Genomic DNA, 19719 nt, shown 5'->3' with positions numbered 1-19719 from the left:
TAAAACCTGTGATAACTTTCGTTATCTTGATTTTAAAGACGTTAAAAAATGGTAATACTACTAATATTAAAAACTAATGCTTAAATACTCTGTAACTGCCAATGATTATCTCTAAAGCTCAAACAATGCGTCATATCAGAGGGTCGATCTTCTGCGTTCAATGGCATGGTGACGCGATAGCCTTGCTCACGTAAACTCTCAACCTGCTGTAGCAGTATCTGTCTCTGTTCTTGGTTCGCACTGCTCAAGGCTTCATAGTCGACCAATACGATGATTGGTACCTCAAGCTGCGTGTGTGCAAGCAAACGACTGACATCCATACTAAAACCAGTGGCTTCACGTGGCTGATTGATTGCTAACTGGTTGCCGCTTTGCATACCATCGAAACGACCGCCACGTACCAGAGGTTGCGTCTCACTATTGATATAGCCGTTGAATACGATACCCGTGTGGTAATGATAGCCTGATAATTCCGTCACATCGATACTCACAGGGCATTGCCACTGGTCTTGTAGATGTGTTTTTAAGCATTGTAATTCATTGATAGCAGTCGCGACTTGCGTGTCCTGCTGTGCAGTCTCTGACAATCTCGCCAATAGATTGGTAATATCATGACCAAAACGTGCCAAAGCATAAAAATCATCACCCATTGGCAATAACTGGCAGACACGCTTTAGCTCTGGTAGATTTTTATTGGCATATAAATGCATGAGTTGCTCAGTGTCATTATCAGACAACGCTGCCAACTCAGCTAAGCGTTTGAATATCGCCACATGACCCAAGTCTATATGTAGTGCAGCACTCATATTTAGCTTATTTATCATGCCAAATAACACATCTATCAGCTCAATATCTGCGGCAAGTGAAGCACAGCCAAATATTTCAGCGCCGAGCTGCAAAGGCGTACGTGAGCCAAACAATCCTGATGGCAAGGTATGAATCACATCACCTGCATAGCAATAACGCGCAATACCTGTACCGCCCCAATGCGCATCAATACGCAAAATCTGCGGGGTAATATCCGCACGCAGACCCATCAAGCGACCTGTTAGCTGATCGATAATCTTGAAAGTTTGACGCTTTAAATCTTCTGAGGCGCCACTCAACAATGACTCAGTAAATTCAATCATTGGTGGATTGACCAACTGATAACCATGAGCAATAAGTTGCTGAGTCAGCTGATACCTAAGCACTTCTTGCTTACGCGCATCTTCGAACAGCACATCCACCACCCCATCAGGCAACAGCCAGCTATTGGCAACGTCGCTGGCAAGGTTGTTCAAATATGGCATGCTAGTAGAGGTAGCAGTGTTTTCAGCAGGCTGAGCCGCCGCTTCATTAGTCGTATTTAACTGGGCAAGTTTTGCAGAATCAGAACTGACAGACACAATAAATCCTTGTTTGGCGTATCGCTTACCAAAAACGCGGTACTGATGCGGTACTTAAAGGTTATATTTACAATTGCATTGACGCCATGCATTTTTATTTTTAACGCGCAACATCATTGACCCAATTATTTATAAACAAACTAGGTAGCCGCAAAAGGGTGAGTAATAAGTATAATTTAGAATGATAAGACGAGTATCTTTATGCGCTAATAAACGGCGTTAAATAATCAAGGCACTTTATGCTTTAGTTTAGCATAGCAGCCAAGGTTCGCCTAGTGACAATTAGCCACAATTACTATCTAATTACGTCTTATCAGCACTTAATCTATGAAGGTTATCTATAGACTATATAAGTAATCGTTGACTCAAAAATGGTTACCATCATTTTATATCATAAAGAAAATAATGAGCAAAGTGAGAACAACGCCTTCGATACCGACTCATGGTACACTAAGCCATATTTTTATCTCGGAAGCCTTATGTCATCTGATTACCACCCAAACCCTGCCAACAATCAAGCCAACGTTTTAGGTACGGCACTTGCCAGCTGCTGCTTTGACCCTCTTACCGGTTATTACCGCAACGGCTTTTGTCATACTGGCAACCATGACGTTGGTCAGCACACCGTCTGCGCCAAGATGACTAGCGAGTTTTTGAACTTTTCTGCCAGTCGCGGCAATGATTTGATTACGCCGCTACCTGAGTATGGATTTTCTGGTCTTAAGCCTGGTGATTATTGGTGCATTTGTGCGTTACGCTGGGTTGAAGCTTTAGACTTTGATATTGCACCGCAAATCAAACTAGAAGCTTGCCACGAAAGCTTATTGAGCTTGGTCGATATTAATACTTTGAAAAGTTACGCCCTTTAATAACGACCACTATTAATAACAATCATTATAAGTTCTGATTGTGACACGTTTTTTACTTTATAAAGGGAGGGTGTATGGAAAACAATAACGACCAGTTAATCAAAAAAACCGCGCGTATTGCACCTGACTCTAATATCAATCGTATTTACGCCGATATGAATGATGAACATCTCTATCTAGACAATGACGACAGCTATATCTATGGCGATGCTGATACCACCACTGAGGACACCATCGAGACCATGACGGTCTACGATCCTGACTCTGAACGCTATGAAGATATTGACTTGTCGAGTGCCGATGAAGTCGTCAATTGCTATGCTTACTCACGTAAGACGGGTGAAAATCTCGATAAAGTGGCGCTAAACGATGTTAGTCGTGCCTTAAATAATAATGGTCAGTTTATTTGGCTTGGTCTCTATGATCCAAGCCTAGAAACCATGGTCAAAGTCAAAGAAGCCTTTGGGCTACATGAACTGGCAATCGAAGATGCATTTGCCGATCACCAGCGTGCCAAAGTCGAGAACTACGACAATGACATGGTGTTTGTGGTATTGCGTACCGCTAAGCTTGAGGACAATGTCATTCGCTATGGCACCACCGCGATATTTATGGGCAAAAACTACCTGATTACCATCCGTAATGGTCCATCAAACTCCTACGCACCTGTCCGTGAGCATTGTCATCGTCGCCCTGAAAAGCTGCGTATGGGGCCGATATTTGTACTACATGCTATTCTCGATTTTATCGTGGATAATTATATGCCGATTACCGATCGTTTAGGTCGCTATTTGCGTGAGCAAGAACGTTACGTGTTTACCTATGAGTTTGATAAAGGTACATTAAAAAACCTTTATGAGCTCAAATCGCAACTCGTACATATGCGGGCGATTATTTTACCAGTACAGGATATCTGTAGTTTTTTTATCAATCATAAAAAAAGTGAGATGGTCTCTGGGTTTTCTCAAGCCGCTAAGCCCTACTTTCGCGACGTCAATGACCATTTGCTGCACTCATTAGACGCTATTAATGGTCTAAATGAGATGCTGAGTGTGGTCATGAATACCTATATGGCCATGGTTAATATGGGACAGAACGAGGTGGTGCGTAAGCTTGCTGCTTGGGCAGGTATTTTAGCTGTACCGACGGCCATTGCAGGTATCTATGGTATGAACTTTGATTTTATGCCCGAGCTGCATTGGCAATATTCCTACTTTGTCATCATGCTCATCATTGGATCATTATGTGGCTATTTATATTACAATTTTAAAAGGCTTAAATGGTTATAACCAAAATTTATAGTTGATTTTTCATTGATAGTCAGCGTTCAGCTTTTAAAAACAGCATCCTTCATGGTGCTGTTTTTTCACTTTATTATTGATAATAATTCTTATTTGTAATACTATTCACATTTATTATTGCTAAACTCTTGCCGCTATTTCTATTATTCCAACGCCACCATGTACGATTGACTCAGTCAACCGCACAAATCCTACAACCGTCGGATTTGTATGGGACGGTTTTGTTATTTTACGGCTGGCGTACTGACATATTGTCAATTTGCATCTATCGAGGTTTTTATGCGTTTATCCCGTCTTACTCAAGCTGTCGCGGTCGTTACCGCAGCCTTGATTCTTACTGCTTGTGGCAGTGATTCCGACACAGCCACTGCTATCATAGATGGGACACCGCCACTACTAACCACTGATAGCAACTTTACTGATGGCTATAGCGCGGTTGCAGCGGTATTTGTCTCAGGACAAGTACAAGATAGCAGCGGCGTCAAATCATTGACTTATATGCATAATAACGAATCAGCCCAAGCGCTAACGCTAGATGCTGATGGTTATTTTGATGATCGTATTTTATTAACGCTAGGTAGCAATACCATTGTCTTAGAAGCCACAGACAATGCCGGTAATATCATGCGCTCAACCAAAATCATCTACGTAGGCGATACCATAGCGGCAGGTGGTTCGCATACCGCTGCCCTGCGTGATGGTCAGCTATATGGTTGGGGTCGCAACAACTATGGTCAGACAGGACTCGGTCTGACCACAAAAATCAGCGATATTATGGGACATCCAGACACGCCGATGCTGATGAACAGCGCACCAAAAGATTTGTTATCTATTGGCTTTAATCAAAATCATTCACTCGCTATTGCTCAAAATGGTCAAGTTTATAGTTGGGGCGAAGACAAATACGGGCAGCTGGGTCGCGGTGATGGGGGTCGAAATGACTGTAGTAAGACTGCTGACTGTCGTTTGGATATCAGCGCGATCGAAGGTATCGAAAATGCCGTCATGGTCGCACCTGGCTATAGCCATAACTTGGTATTGACCGAAGAGGGTACGGTTTGGGCCTTTGGTGCCAATGGGTACGGTCAACTTGGTAATAATACAAGCACCGATAGCAACACCCCTGTCAAAGTTGACTTTACAGCAGCCACAGAGGCAGGACATATCGTGCAGGTAGTTGTCAGTGGGAATAGCTCTTATGCCTTAGATGACAAAGGTCAGGTTTGGGGTTGGGGTAGCGATGCTTACGCTAACCTTGGCAAAGGCAGAGTCTGTAACACTACAACCAACTGTATCAACGTCAATGCAACCCCTGTACGTATTCATGTCATTAATGAAACGATTAATAACGCCATTACTGCTAAGACAGATGACGCTACTCAAAAAGCTGACGACCAACCCGCTATAGATGTAGAAAAAGTGACCCAATTGACGGCTGGCAAAGACCATATCTTAGCATTGACCAATAAAGACACAGTGTATGGTTGGGGATTAAATGCCACTAGTCAATTGGGCTACAATGGTGAGACATTTAATGGCAGCGAAAAGGCATGGGCAGATGTCATTACCTCACCGACCAAACTGCCTTGGTTTACAGATAAAGAAGTTCGCCGCGTCTATGCCAATGGCAATGCCAGCTATGCGTTACTGGACAATGTCGCCACTAATAACGGCTCATCAGCAACGAATGGTATTCTCTATGCATGGGGCATGTTTGGAGAGACAAACGGCGCAGGCAAGACCATTTACAACGACCTAGATGAACCAACCAATAAGCTGCCGAATCTAAAGAATATCGATAATATGGCCATGGGTGCCATGCATCTGATTGCTCATGAAAAATCGTTTGACCAAGATAACAATACGCTGAAAGCTGGTCATTTATTTACGTGGGGCTGGAGCTTTGAAGGCTCACTCGGCAACAAAGACACCACTCATATTTGGATGTATAACAACCCTATCCCAGTTGCTTTACCTAGTCAGCTATAAGTGTTTTAAGTATGACGAAGCGAACAGTGCATAGTTGGTTGAATTTCCTGTCATAAAATTCTCAAACAAGCAGCCTCGTTTGTGCTGCTTGTTTGAGTCAATACGCCTAACTATTGCGCGGTACCTTATCGCATAATCCTCAGGATATCCTCAATTAAATCGACAGCCCTCTAAATAAGCTGACGATGAAGATACATCCTAGCCCATTATATTTTAGCCATTTCAGGTCAGCCCATGTTTTTACGATCAAACTCGTCAACCATATCAAATTATTCATTGTATACATTACCTCCCATCATACGTAACACACTACTCAGTGTAAGTATCGCGCTGCTGCTCACTGCTTGTGGTGGCTCAGATGATTCAAATAACTCCAGTAATGATGGCGATACTAATGCACCCAACCCACCCACTACTCCTGACACTCCAGAAATCGATACCAACTGGCAGCCAGCAGGTGGCAGTGCTACGATTGCCGCCAGTGGATCACAGCCTTTTTTGCAAATCATGCCCAATCTACCGAGCAGCGCTTTAGGCGGGGTATCACCTGGACGTGAGTTATTTATCACAGAGTGGACACCAGCAAATGAGGGTCGCGTACTGTTCGATGGTGTGGGGCCACTGTTAAATGCCAATGCCTGTACCCAATGCCATAGCGCTGAAGGTCGCAAACCTATTTATGCAGCCAATGGTCAGCTGAGTGATGCAATTTTATTCCGGTTGGGTAATAAGCAAGGCCTGCCACATGCTTATTACGGTGAACAAATGCAGCATCAAAGTATTGCCACAAGTATCAATCCCGAAGGGAGCATGCGCTACGCAGCAATGCCCAGTCAAAATGACAAGCCTGCTGGCATACAGTTTAGCTTTACTCCAACTGACCTTAATCAACCCTTAGGAAATACAGCAATTAGCGGACGTATCTCACCGCAGCTGGTCGGCATGGGCTTGCTCGACCTGATTCCTGAAGCGAATATCATTGCGGCAGCTGACCCTGATGATAACAATCAAGACGGTATCAGTGGCCGCGTACATTGGGTACAAGATGGCAAACAGCAGCGCATTGGCCGCTTTGGATGGAAGGCGATTAACTCAAGCCTGCGTACCCAAAACGCCAATGCCATGTCGCAAGATATGGGTTTGACCACCTCGGTATTTATGGATCCTAACTGTACGGTAAATCAGCCTATTTGTTGGACAGCAGCGAATGGCGGCTCTCCAGAAGTCTCAGACAGCAGTCTAGACGCTGTGACCGATTTTATGACCGCCCTTGCCGTACCTGAAAGACGAATAGACGATTTATCAGATTTTAATAAAGGAGCGCAACTGTTTGCGCAAGTCGGCTGTGCTGGCTGTCACACACCCAAACAAAAAACAGGCAATAGTGAGCGCTTCCCGCTCCTATCACAGCAAAACATTTATCCTTATACTGATTTATTACTGCATGACATGGGTGCTGGACTAGATGATAGCGTGAAAGAGAAAAATGCAGAAAGCTTTGAGTGGCGTACACCGCCATTGTGGGGAATTGGCATTGTGGCACGTGATCCAGAAGCGCGGTTTTTGCATGATGGTCGTGCCAGCAGCTTAACTGAAGCGATACTCTGGCATGGTGGTGAAGCAGAAAGTACAAAGACGCGCTTTACACAGTTATCCGGCACGCAAAAACAAACATTAATGACCTTCTTAAAGGGCATTTAACGCTCAAACAATAAAATGTGAGATTTAAGAAAGCAAAAAAGGGCGACCAGTGGTAACCCTTTTTTATGCTGCTATTTAATAGTTATTCACGGCGATGCTTGGTATGACTATCAGGCGCTTGAGCATTATCAGGTAACAGCGCTTTAATCGTTAAGTTTGCATGCTGTTTATCAAGATTGTCCTCTGGACGGCCAAACGTTTTTGCTGTCCAAGTTAATACTACGATAGAACCGCTCAATAGCATAATGGCCACAGAAATTGTCGCCAGCAGCCATAAATGAAAATAGTCTGAGACCGCCTGTACATCAACCACCAAATGTCGTGATAAAGCAGTAATCGCGATAAATATCAAAAACTGTACCGGCAGACGATGGGTTTTAAAATAAATACCTATCATGGCGAGCAGCTCAAGGTAAATAAACAACATCAATATGTCTTTTAAATCCGCTGAGCCTTTTTGAACAATACCAACGAACTCTTTGCCAGCGGTCCAAACGACAACCACACTGATTAGAAATAAAATAACGTAATGACAGACATCGACAAACTCTCTACCGATACCTTGTAGTCGCTCATGAACACCTACGTTTTTTTTAGCCATGTTTAGGTCCTATCAACTGAGATGTGGTTGATTTAGCCTGAGTATATATTACCTCAGGCCCCTTATTTATCGGCAATCAGTATTCGTATGACTCTCTTTTTAGCCGATATTCAAACCGGCAGATTTTTCAGCAGCATCAACCGTTTGGCGAATAAGGGTATTAATGGTCATTGGACCCACGCCGCCCGGTACAGGCGTATAAGCACTGGCGATGTTTTCAACACCTTGCAACTCAATGTCACCGACGCCGCCATTATCCGTTGGATGAAAGCCTGCATCGATAACCACAGCGCCCGCTTTGATCCAATTAGCTTTGATCAGTTCAGGCACGCCCACTGCCCCAACCACGATATCCGCACGCTTAATATGGGACTCTAAATCTTGCGTTCTTGAATGGCAAATCGTTACGGTGCAGTTGGCATTCAATAGCATCATCGCCATTGGTTTACCCAAGATGGCACTGCGACCTACAACTACGGCTTCCTTACCAGCAAGCTCGATATTATGATGCTCTAATAAGTGCATGATGCCTTGCGGGGTACATGAACCATAAGCGCTCTGCTGCATCGCCATACGACCAAAGCCAAGGCAGGTCACACCATCGACGTCTTTTGCCAAGTCAATCTGCTCAAAGCAAGCACGCTCATCGATATGTGCAGGTACTGGATGTTGTAGCAAGATACCATGGACGTCTGGATTGCTATTAAGCTCATCTATTTTCGCCATCAGCTCTTCAGTGGTTGTCGCACTTGGCATCTCAACGCGTATAGAATCCATGCCGACACGTTTACAAGCATTACCTTTCATACGTACATAAGTCGCAGAAGCGGGATCGTCGCCGACCAATATCGTCGCTAAGCTTGGGGTACGTCCTGTTTTATTCTTGATAGCGTCTACACGCGTACTCAGTTGCTGTTCTATTTGTTTAGCAAGTGCTTTACCGTCCAAAACGGTAGCAGATCCTTGGGCAGTTGACATAGTAACTCCAATAGAGGGTGCGATAAAAAAAAAAGACAGCGCCCGCAACTATTTGCATGCCTGTCTTATGCTTGATCAATGTATGATTAAGACTGATATTGTACCTGTCTGGGCTAAAAAATCCTAGCGTGAGATAGAACTTGGATACTTATAAATTTCTATCACTCGCCAATCCAGCAATATCATGTCATTGCCGATGCAACCTTGACAACCTTTACCGTTTTATAAGAAAGTCTACTCACAAATAAAAGCCAATAGCCGCAACCATTTATAAATACTCAACACGCCTTAATAAGCGATATCCTCACATCACTAAATCATTGAAGCAAATACGCGATCGATTGCATCTACCGTTTGCGCGATTTCGGCAGTGGTTAAGGTAGGATGAACCAAAAACATTAAGCTGGTCTCTCCCAATTGTTTTGCTATTGGCAGTCTGTTTTCTGGACGCAAGCCTGTATCATCGAATGCTTTTTCTAAATATACCTCTGAGGCAGACCCTGAATAGCAAGGCACGCCTAGCGCGTTTATTTCTTCAATGATGCGATCACGTGTCCAGCCCTCAGCTAGGTTATTTGGTTGCACATAAACATACAATTTATAATAAGCATGGGTAGAGTTTGGAAAATGAGAAGCTTGCTCTAATGTTGGCACCGATAGATAGCCTTTTTCTTCCCATTTAGCACATGCCTCTAATATCGCTTGAGCATTAGCACGGCGCTTCGCTATCCAGTCACTCATATGTGCCAATTGAATACGCCCAATCACGCCTTGAATCTCGGTCATGCGCCAGTTGGTGCCAAAGCTCTCATGTAGCCAATTATAGCCGGGCTGCTGCTCGGTCTCATAGACCGCCGCATAGCTTTTGCCATGGTCTTTATACGCCCACATTTTTCGCCATAGCTGCTCGTCATCGGTGGTGACCATACCGCCCTCGCCGCCTGTGGTCATAATCTTATCTTGGCAAAAACTCCACGCGCCAATATGACCGATACTGCCAACGCTACGACCTTTGTAGCGTGCACCATGCGCTTGTGCGCAGTCTTCAATGACATATAAATGATGCTGATCTGCCAGTGCCATAATGCCATCCATATCACAGGGCCAACCTGCCAAATGTACACAGACGATGCCTTTAGTTTTGTCCGTCAATACCGCCGCTATCGACTCTGGAGTGATATTCCCTGTCGCCTCATCAACATCCGCAAAAATGGGCGTCGCGCCTGCATTAACCACTGAGGAGATACTGGCAATAAAAGTGCGCGGCGTCACGATAACTTCATCACCCACACCTATACCAAGTGCCTGCAATGCCGCGTCCAATGCCAAAGTTCCGTTGCCCAATGCAATCGCGTATTTGCTACCCGCCCAATCAGCGAATTCCTCTTCAAACTGACGGCATTCTTGCCCTGTCCAATAATTGACCTTGTTGGATAGCAATACTTGACTGACCGCATCCGCTTCTTGCTGAGTAAAACTAGGCCAAGGTGAAAAAGGAGTATTTAGCATGCGTTCCTCATCAAAGCGTGTTTTTATCGACGCTATTACCTGTGAATTTACTCATGGTCGCTTCACCATCAGCACTGATGCCATCTTTGATAATGACTTTTTTTACTGTTTTAACCAAGATCATAATGTCTAACCATAATGACTGATGATCGACATACCACGTGTCGAGCGTAAATTTTTCATGCCAACCAATCGCGTTGCGACCATTAACTTGTGCATATCCCGTAATACCCGGACGTACACGGTGGCGACGCGCTTGCTCATCATTATATAGGGGCAGATATTCCATCAATAGTGGTCGCGGCCCCACCAAACTCATATCGCCTTTAATCACATTCCATAGTTCAGGCAGCTCATCGAGACTGCTATTACGCAAGGTCTTACCAAATGCCGTCAAACGCTCATCATCCTCTAAAGGATTACCCTCTGTATCGATAGCATCTTTCATCGAGCGAAACTTAATCATCTCAAACGGCTTGCCATTTAGACCAGGGCGAGTTTGTCTAAATATCACTGGTGATCCTAAGTTTTTTTTGACTTTATAAGCCGTAATAGCATAAACAGGAGATAATATTACCAAGGCCGCCGTGGCAGCCGTGATGTCAAATAGTCGCTTTATCATTTTTCAGCCCGCCTTTTGTCGTTTACGCGGTCATTCCTATTACGTAAATAAAAACTTAAATAACTTTGCCACAATTGCTTGCGTTCAAAATTTGCAATGGCCCAGTCTCTTGCATCAGGATATCTCTTTTCAAATTCCTTATCAGTAGCAGCAGCACTGATCGCTTCGGCGACAGACGACATATCCTTAAAATTAAATTTTCGACCGCTGATACCTTCTTTGACACTATCCTTTACACCAACGACATCATAGGCAAAAGTTGGAACAGCGCAACTTGCTGCTTCAATAGCGACACTACCAAACCCTTCACGATAGCTCAAAAATAAATGTAAATCAGCACATTGAAAAACTTCGTGCACATTTGGGTTGGCTGGTATATACACACCTCTATTATCTTTGACAACTTTTTCAACGACTGTTTTCCCTACGTCGTCTTCACAGTCTCCTATGAACATAAAGTAGAGATTTTCTGCTCTTAGTTTTTCGGATATATACTCAATATCTTTGAAGCCTTTATCATCACAAACTCGTCCTACCACGCAAATCACAAAGGTATTGTCAGGTATCTTGTACTTCTTTCTTAATGCCTCTTTTTCTAGCTGAGCCATAGGTTGCAGCAAATCAGTATCGATGCCGTTAAATGAGCCATTATCAATGACAGTTGCCTTGCTTTTTTTGAGGATATTTTCTTCTAAGCATACGCTGAGCAAAGATTCAGAAACAAATAAAACCTCGTGAGACAAGCCAAAACTTAATATATCCAGACCCTGAAACACCCTCTTTTTTAAACCTGAAAAATTCTCATAGGCTCTACCCACGCTAAAAGCAATTCGTCTCTTTTGCAATGTAACAGCACTTGCGATACTCCCTAACAACAAGGCTTTAGGCGTTAAATAAACCACCACATCAAAACGATTCGATAGCATATAACGGGTTAAAAGCGCGAGTGACTGAGCATCTTTAAACAAAGAAGGCTTACGCTGAAAATTTAAATTAATCACCTTGCCTATTTTGCGCTCACGTAAAATATCTAACTGCTGTTTATCGCCACCGCAGATTAAGGTGATCTCAACATCCGCGTGATCTCTAATGTATTCAAGCTGATCACGATATAGCACATTAAATGACACCGCATCTGTCATTAGAAAGCATATCTTTAATGTCATTTCAGCACCTCAGCACTTTTTATATATTATTTTATCAGTGACGTTTTATAAACAATGTCATTTAGCACAAATACTATTTACCACTGACTGATGATGATTTCTTAGCGTGTCAGATATTGTTAATTTATTTCTTTTATTGGCTATCTTTTGTAATAATCCTATCAAATCTAAAAAAGTAACTGTTGTCAGTTTTGCTGATAATTTTAAAGAACCTAAATAACTGTTTCCCTTATATTCACAGTACGTTTTAAAACTGTCTTTGTATGATCTGGTTATTTTAGATAACGATAAATTTCCTTCTTCTCTATAATAGTAGAGTAAATCGGGCAATACCGCTAAATTTAAATCTTGATTTGAGATAGCTCTACACCACAAATCGTAATCTTCAGACCTTGGATAATTTTCATTATATTTATTTCGTTCATACCAACTCTTTTTTGCCAAAACAGCAGCATGTACAATAGGATACGCAGCGGCTATTTCTTTAAATTCCGTATAAATTTGATCGACATGACGACAACCATAAACTTTATTAAAATTATCAATAGACACAACACCTGTAGAAACCAAATCATAATCTGGATTTTTTTCTAAAAAACTTAATTGAATCGCTAGTCTATCTGGATGAATGAGATCATCGGCATCCATGCGCGCTATATAATCATAATTAGCTTCTTCAATAAGCTGATTTAATCGAGCAGGCAGTTTTTTATTTATGCCATCAGCAATGACCCTTATTCTATGATCAGCCTCTTCAAAACGCTTGGCGATGGCCAATGACGCATCAGTAGAGCCATCATCAATTAATATAAGCTCCCATAACTCATGCGTTTGAGCCAATATAGATTTGATAGCGTCTTCTAAGTACGCTTCAGCATTATAAATGGGAATACCAATAGATATATATGTCTGATTTTTCATTAGAAAACCTCAAATATCGGATTGATAATATACGGACTCAAGTTACTAAATCTCGATGTCGTCAAGACAAAATACATGAGAAAAATAACGATACTCGCTATATATAAATAAATATCATTAATTCTTTTTAAAATCATAGGCAGTATCAAAACCAATATCCATGTAAAATACGCAAGCAGCCTTTGAGGACCTGAAGGACTGGTACCCAACATCGCTAACGGTATGATAAAAACCACGCCTGATGCATAAAACGTTATGAGTTTTTGAAAATCTTTGTCTTTAATTTTATACAGATAACTGACCAAGATGATTAAAATCATGATAGCCGTGTAAAAACCAAGCGTTAAAAACCCGCCTGCTTCATCGGATGCTTTCGCATAGCCCTCATATCTATCGTTAGTAGAAGAAATATAAGCGACCAATACCCCACTTACTAATAGCGATCCTAAGAATGTTGCCAAAATCTTATATAAGGGTTTTATTCTTAAATTGACGATGAAATAAAATGGAATCATAAATAACGCGGTTACATGGAACAATGAAGCAATTGCACAAATCAGCAGGTATGGAATAAATCGTTTTTCTAACAGATAAGGAATGGCCAAGGTAAAGATCGCCATTGCCAATCCTTGACGCAGTCCATTAAAAGAAAAAGTATAAACGCCCAGCGTAATAAATAAAAATACGGAGAACCAATAATTTACGCTGTATTTTTTAATCACTCTAAGATAGCAATAGACAATAATTAAACTGGTAATAACAAGCAGCCAAAAATAATGAGTGGTCATACGTAATAACGCATACTCTAATAACTGATAACCAAACTCAATATCTTCATTGAACCTAAAGTACTCGGCATTCAATTGACTGTTGAAATTTCTCGTATAGTTTCCTGTATCCGTACCGACTCGGTAGCTACGAAGACCTGCAAACAATGTCAATATAATTAGCGGCAGCCAAAAAGACGTACGATTGAGAGATTTTTTCTCCAGTACAATCCAAAAAACAACAAGGCTAAGAACCAGCAGGTATGGAAGCATTTAACCCTCTATAAAAGTAGATGTCGTCAATCTTATATAAATCGGATATGGTGGCAGGTTTACACCGTCTAGTATCTTTTGTACCGTCCAATACCTATATAACTATAGCCTTCCTATCCACCTCGATTTTTTTCTCATTCCGTCCAAACTACCTTGAAACAACTATAAATAAGAAGCAACTACTCTGTCACATACTCAAGTACTTTTGCATTAGTATTTGCGCGTTGGTAGCAGCACTAAATCCATATAAATTCAGCGCTGCGGTTATGTCTTTTTCGTTGGGCTCTGGCTGTTTAGACGCTAATAAGCAATCAACCCAATCCTCGGCTGAGTGAATTGGTAAAAACTGTACTAATCCAAGTCCTAAATCTACTTCAGGTGATACTTGGTCAGAAACCAATGCCTTTAACCCAACTGTTTGGCTCTCGACCAAGACGACAGGGAAACCCTCGTGCAACGAAGGCATGATCATATAGTCGGCGCTGGCCATTAATTCTGTGATATCCGTACGCATCCCCAAAAACTTGACCGTATCTAGGAGTGACTTATCTGCTACTTGTTGTCTGAGCCTCATATCCAATGAACCTTGTCCGACAATATATAAGGTAAAAGCGACTTGACGTTTTTTTAACTGCTCAGCGATCTCTAAAGAAAACTGATGGTTTTTAACCTCATTTAGACGACCAACTTGGATGATTTTTAGCCCCTCATCGCCAAATTCTTTACCGATATACTGTCTTGATTGGTTAGCGACTGTCATCATCTGCTGTATGTCAACAGCATTGGGCAATAGCCACACGTCTTTTATGCTGCCAAATAGGTAATTTGCTGCTTGTTCACCGCAACTCATTTTATCTGTGGCCAATTTACGATTGGTAATGAACGCCCACTGTTCATATATTTTTTTAACAACATTGGTTTTACCATTACTGGTGCTATGAGAATGTGAAATGCGATGCGGCACGCCAGCACCTTTAGCAGCCAGCAGATGAAAAGCATTGTTTAATAGCATGTGAGCATGAATGATTTGATAGTCAGGGTGTTGTTTAAGGAAGTTTTTAAGCTTCCACATACGCGCTAATGAATGATCCGCTAAAATCGGTATAATCCTACCGCCCAGCGCTATTATTTCAGCATCATAGTCACCGACCTCGTCGGTAAAAGTGATAAAATCAAACTGAATCTGGCTATGATCTATATGACGATATAGATTCATAAGCATGGTCTCTGCCCCAGCCCGATCCATTTTTCCCACGATGTGTAGCACTCTCTGAATAGTCATCTCTTTACCTATTAAGAAGCCATAAAACCAAACGTATTTTTCAAAACTATTCTGGATCTGTTTTCTCTTGACTTTTAACCCTTGCTCTTTTGTCTAGCGCTTGACGAAGCACCTGTAACATCAGAAAGGCAACTTGCGTCGGCATACGTACGATATTACTAATCATCATATTTCTTACGGTCAAATCGCTCTTATAACCTTTTAGTCGTAACGTTTTATCTGCTTTTTTAGCTTGTGCCAATGCAGCTGCTAAATAGTCATTATCTATACGAGTAAGGATACTCCAATGACTTTGTTTAATTTTATTGGCGAGTGTTTTTTTAACCTCATCCGCTTGATAGTCCTCTACTAAACTGATGACTTCTGCGTGGATAACGAAAAGGTCTAATAGTTTTTTATCTGTTGACCCTGTGATCGACGTGCCACGCTGTCTGTATAGATAAAAATCAATGGGCAGGTGATACTTAATATTAGTAGCCAAGCCAAGATGCCAATGAAAAGGCCAGTCTTCGTAGTACAGACCCACTGGGAACTGTAACGAGGCAGACCGCACTGCGCTAGATTTAATAAATTTGAGCCATGCAAAATGCGGTAAGCTAAAATATGAGCCGTCTATTTCGGTTGCCTCAAATGCTAAATTGCTAGCGGGATACGGTAGATCTGTCTCCGTGATACCATCTTTGAACGGTGTAAAGCCATACGTCACGACCTCTGCATTCGTGGTGAGCGCACAATCCACACACGCTGCCACCAAGCGAGTGTCTATAATGTCATCAGAATCAACGAACATCATGTATTTGCCTATCGCAGACTTGATACCAGTATTACGAGCCGCAGAAAGACCGCTGTTTTCATGATGCTGAATGACTTTGATGCGCTCATCTATGAGATGTGACGCAAGTGCTTGTTTTGAATCATCAGTGGAGCAATCTTCTACAACGATAATTTCAATATTCTGATAAGTCTGCTGCTTGATGGATGCCAAGCAAGCATCGATATATGACGCAACGTTATACACTGGTACGATGACACTCACTAATGGCGTTTCGATAGTCGTCATATCGCTACTAGCGCTTTTTTTAGGTCATCATACTCAGCTATATCAACTGGAGACTCATCCATCGTACCGTGAGGCAGGGACAGGAGGCTATCGATGAATGTTGCAATATCAGCAATCTCATCCAACTCTAAAAACACCAGCCTTGGATGACCGCCTAAGCAGTCCAACTGCGTCTGTCTTATCTTATGATTGGAGTTCGGGAGTACCAAGCACGGCGTACCCGATAGCAAACATAAAATCATGCCGTGCAGCCGGTCAGTCACGACCAATTTTGCAGCACGAAACTGACTAAGCTTGTCAGTCAGTAATTTTGTGCAATGTGCTTCATCGAGTTGCGAACCACCAGCATGTGTATCGGTCTTTTCAATCTGATAGCCAGTATCTGCCAAGGCTTTGTCTATCATGGCGTATTGCTCAGCTGATAGTGCGGCTTCTTTGTCATCTCGTAAGCAGCGCAAAATACCTGAAGGCGCTAAGCAATCTGTCGTACCCAGCACTGTTGCATTCGCGCTCATCACAATATCTGGTACGAGACCAATATGCACATTACTGTACTCAGCAAAAAGCTCGATGAGTTTTGCCGCTGTTATCGACTCTCTGGCAAAAACATGTATATCTGGATGCTTGGCGTAGACGTTTACAATACGCTGCAAGGCACGTTTAGATTGAATAGAATCATTCCAATCTAGTGTCTGAGGAAAACAAACGATTCGATTGGCAGGAAATGACTTGATGACTAATTGGCGCAGCTCCTCAATATCAGGATACGTGCCACCCATATTACCGCCGCCGATGATAGTGACGATATCCGTCTCTTTTATTTGCTGTTTAATTGAATTGAGCACAAATCTGGTTTGACTGATAGCAACACTAACAACGTCATAATCCGTCAGCACACGTTGCAAATACTGCTTTTGCGCGTGAGAAATAGCAATATCACCAATATTGCCATAGTCAGCAGCAAGAAAAATAAAGCACCGTTTACCAGTTGGTAACGGTAAACCTCTCGCCCCCATATAAGCGGCCAAGTGTTTTTTTAATCTGAGCGGAATGAGCTTTTTTATAGCAGCAATATTCATTTTTAATGCTCCCTTATTCGTTTCTCATTAACAGCTTTTTCACCCACATACGACGCCTTGAGCCAACAGGAAACAATCTATTCAAGTTAGGAGGCGGTTTACGTTTGAGTGCTTTTTCAATGTATGGCAGCCATTCAAGACCTCTACCTGTTTTAATCATCTCATGACGAATTAACTTCCAATCTATGCTAACAGCCCTGCCCTTTAGAGCCATTGATTTAAAAAGTGATGAGTCCATGGGCTCGCTAAAACATTGAGGGTTATCTATACCTGCAACCAAAAAGTTGAGACGCGTCCTAACACATTTCTCACAGCGACCGCAGTTACTATCATGCTTATCTCCAGCCCAACAGACACGTAAATTCTCTATACCCAATGGCCATTCTGCAAGCGCTTGAAGCTTCTCTGACCGACTAAACCCTGCGCCATCATGAATGAGTCTAAAGTCGCCAGAACTTAGCAGCGGGTCAGTGATGGGGTGTGAGCCCCAAGGACTAATTAATACATCATAAGAATCACCACTACCAATGAGCCCAATTCCTGCATATCGTTTCAATCCGCATAATACTGAAGCGATAGCAGCAGCATGATAGTCTTCCCAGTTGATGTCCCAAAGTCCCCGAATATTTGTTTTCACAATGATCAAATCGATATTGATATCTGCAAGTACTTTTGTCGCTGTTTTTGCCGCGCCAGCAAATCCTTCCGTATCATCTAATGGTATATCAAAGCCATGCACAAAAACCCCTGCTTTAATATTTCGTGTGGCGTATCCTGCTCTGCCTGTCGCATGACGATAAGCGGTAAACTGAGCATCAACGCCACCAGAAAATGCAGCAATCGCACCATCTATATGGCAGTCTTGTTCTCTTATACGATCCACTTCTATATCAATCAAAAAATAACGCTCTGGCAACCACTTATTCCAAACATACTGTAGCTCTGTCAGGTTGGCTAATAGCTCATGCGACACGCTACCATGCACATGAATGGCTGCTCGCATCTGCATCGCGGGCAACAATGTGGCCAGTAAATAAGCATCACAATCATCGTCTTCTGGCATTGGCAAGTTCGCTGGATATACAAACCACAATGCCTTCTCAGTCATTTGCCCGCTAGCTGTTGTCTGTTGCAGCAAACAACAGCGCTTTTGACCCTTTTCATCACTGCGTAAAGGCTGAGGCAACAAATCAATATTAAGCATATTTTTTCACCTTTTCTTTAGACCAAGACAGTTGAAGAAAAACCAGCGTCATAACATACCAACGCCGTGAAAAACATAAAATCAATACACGAATGCCACGTGCAGGATGCCGTTGATAATAATGCGGCAAACAGTTCTGATAAACGAAAGACTGGCGTATTTTAACCAGCTCTGCACGACGCTTTTTCATATCTATATGCGCTAAATTATTGAGTAAATATGGCAGCATATGCTCAACATAACTACGAGCAAAGTCCGATAATAGCACTTGCTTCTCAGTAGCACTGATCGACCAATCATGTATCCTGACTCTGGCTGTATAGTCCGCTTCAATGGATTCCAAAAGCCCTGATTTATATTGTGAGCTTGTTATAGAGGTCGCATTTTCATAGTAGTTGTATGGACAGTCTGGCAGCACCGATAAACGATTCGCTTTGCTTAGACATGCGATATTAAAAATACCATCCTCACCAAATTTGACGTCGCTATCGAAACGCAGCTCTGCAATTAAATTTTTGCTATACACCTTGGTGCAGGCGTACCAATATATATGTCTATTCTCTGTCACTCTCAGTTGTAGCATTTCGATATCTTGCCGTGAGTACTCTGCCGCACTATTAGGACGCTCAATAACAGAGCCATCCAGCATCATGCGTTTATGACCAAATGCCAACATCTCGACATCTCGATCTACAGCTTTTTCAAAGACAAAATCAAAATACCAATCATCAATGGTGTCATCCGCATCTATAAAAACGATGTAATTGCCGGTTGCGATATCGAGCCCAGTATTACGAGCCTCTGCCACGCCACCATTTTTTTGAGATTTCACCGTAATCCATGACCTAGCACTCGCCCAGCTATGCAATAGGCTAGCAGTATGATCTTTAGAGCCATCGTCAATGACTATCAGCTCAATGTCGTGATTCTTTTTCGCAACGTCAATACTATTAATACAACGATCAATAGTAGCAGCGGCATTGAATGCGGCGATAATAACTGAAATCAT

17 protein-coding genes are annotated in these 19719 nt (G+C 42.4%); 4 read left to right on the top strand and 13 right to left on the bottom strand.

The features are described 5' to 3' along the window. Nucleotides 1-80 precede the first annotated feature (80 nt). The gene (locus tag JMW85_RS04415) at nt 81-1388 is read right to left on the bottom strand and encodes an ATP phosphoribosyltransferase regulatory subunit (RefSeq protein ID WP_201581065.1); all 1308 of its coding nucleotides are present in this window, start codon (nt 1386-1388) and stop codon (nt 81-83) included. Between the two features lie 479 nt (nt 1389-1867). On the opposite strand from JMW85_RS04415, the gene JMW85_RS04410 reads away from it, so the two are divergent. The 4 genes from JMW85_RS04410 (at nt 1868) to JMW85_RS04395 (ending at nt 7248) form a co-directional block, all read left to right on the top strand. Beyond that, nucleotides 1868-2257 (top strand): DUF2237 family protein, encoded by a 390-nt coding sequence (locus JMW85_RS04410; protein WP_201581064.1) that lies wholly within the window; start codon nt 1868-1870, stop codon nt 2255-2257. A 74-nt stretch (nt 2258-2331) separates the two neighbouring features. After that, nucleotides 2332-3546, top strand: coding sequence for a magnesium/cobalt transporter CorA (corA, locus tag JMW85_RS04405; protein ID WP_201581063.1), 1215 nt, complete (start codon nt 2332-2334; stop codon nt 3544-3546). 291 nt (nt 3547-3837) lie between these two features. Next, nucleotides 3838-5547, top strand: coding sequence for a chromosome condensation regulator RCC1 (locus JMW85_RS04400; RefSeq protein WP_201581062.1), 1710 nt, complete (start codon nt 3838-3840; stop codon nt 5545-5547). Nucleotides 5548-5781: 234 nt separating this feature from the next. Next, entirely contained in the window at nt 5782-7248 is a 1467-nt protein-coding gene (locus JMW85_RS04395) for a di-heme oxidoredictase family protein (protein ID WP_201581061.1), read from the top strand. Between the two features lie 82 nt (nt 7249-7330). Here JMW85_RS04395 and JMW85_RS04390 read toward each other — a convergent pair whose 3' ends face one another. The 12 genes from JMW85_RS04390 to JMW85_RS04335 form a co-directional block, all read right to left on the bottom strand. Then, entirely contained in the window at nt 7331-7849 is a 519-nt protein-coding gene (locus JMW85_RS04390) for a phosphate-starvation-inducible protein PsiE (protein WP_045451736.1), read from the bottom strand. A gap of 99 nt (nt 7850-7948) precedes the next feature. Further along, nucleotides 7949-8827 (bottom strand): bifunctional methylenetetrahydrofolate dehydrogenase/methenyltetrahydrofolate cyclohydrolase FolD, encoded by an 879-nt coding sequence (gene folD / locus JMW85_RS04385; protein ID WP_201581060.1) that lies wholly within the window; start codon nt 8825-8827, stop codon nt 7949-7951. 312 nt (nt 8828-9139) lie between these two features. Then, nucleotides 9140-10336 (bottom strand): DegT/DnrJ/EryC1/StrS family aminotransferase, encoded by a 1197-nt coding sequence (locus JMW85_RS04380; protein ID WP_201581059.1) that lies wholly within the window; start codon nt 10334-10336, stop codon nt 9140-9142. Between the two features lie 10 nt (nt 10337-10346). Then, the gene (locus JMW85_RS04375; RefSeq protein WP_201581058.1) at nt 10347-10958 is read right to left on the bottom strand and encodes a sugar transferase; all 612 of its coding nucleotides are present in this window, start codon (nt 10956-10958) and stop codon (nt 10347-10349) included. Then, entirely contained in the window at nt 10955-12100 is a 1146-nt protein-coding gene (locus tag JMW85_RS04370) for a glycosyltransferase (RefSeq protein ID WP_201581057.1), read from the bottom strand. The genes JMW85_RS04375 and JMW85_RS04370 overlap by 4 nt, the downstream gene beginning before the upstream one ends. Nucleotides 12101-12181: 81 nt before the next feature. Continuing rightward, nucleotides 12182-13045, bottom strand: coding sequence for a glycosyltransferase family 2 protein (locus tag JMW85_RS04365; RefSeq protein WP_201581056.1), 864 nt, complete (start codon nt 13043-13045; stop codon nt 12182-12184). Further along, the gene (locus JMW85_RS04360; RefSeq protein WP_201581055.1) at nt 13045-14085 is read right to left on the bottom strand and encodes an EpsG family protein; all 1041 of its coding nucleotides are present in this window, start codon (nt 14083-14085) and stop codon (nt 13045-13047) included. The genes JMW85_RS04365 and JMW85_RS04360 overlap by 1 nt, the downstream gene beginning before the upstream one ends. A gap of 187 nt (nt 14086-14272) precedes the next feature. Beyond that, nucleotides 14273-15367, bottom strand: coding sequence for a glycosyltransferase (locus JMW85_RS04355; protein ID WP_227681662.1), 1095 nt, complete (start codon nt 15365-15367; stop codon nt 14273-14275). Nucleotides 15368-15413: 46 nt separating this feature from the next. Beyond that, complete coding sequence (locus JMW85_RS04350; protein WP_201581054.1) at nt 15414-16427, bottom strand: glycosyltransferase family 2 protein; 1014 nt, start codon at nt 16425-16427, stop codon at nt 15414-15416. Beyond that, the gene (locus JMW85_RS04345; protein WP_201581053.1) at nt 16424-17506 is read right to left on the bottom strand and encodes a polysaccharide pyruvyl transferase family protein; all 1083 of its coding nucleotides are present in this window, start codon (nt 17504-17506) and stop codon (nt 16424-16426) included. The genes JMW85_RS04350 and JMW85_RS04345 overlap by 4 nt, the downstream gene beginning before the upstream one ends. A gap of 13 nt (nt 17507-17519) precedes the next feature. Further along, a complete protein-coding gene (locus tag JMW85_RS04340) occupies nt 17520-18710 on the bottom strand; it encodes a hypothetical protein (RefSeq protein ID WP_201581052.1) in 1191 nt (396 codons plus the stop codon). Then, nucleotides 18703-19719, bottom strand: coding sequence for a glycosyltransferase family 2 protein (locus JMW85_RS04335; RefSeq protein ID WP_201581051.1), 1017 nt, complete (start codon nt 19717-19719; stop codon nt 18703-18705). Before JMW85_RS04335 ends, JMW85_RS04340 begins: the two co-directional genes overlap by 8 nt.

This window comes from Psychrobacter glacincola (assembly GCF_904846075.1).
Lineage (GTDB): Bacteria > Pseudomonadota > Gammaproteobacteria > Pseudomonadales > Moraxellaceae > Psychrobacter > Psychrobacter glacincola_C.
Note: the sequence above shows the minus strand (reverse complement) of the source record. Positions and strands in the feature narration are given on the sequence as shown.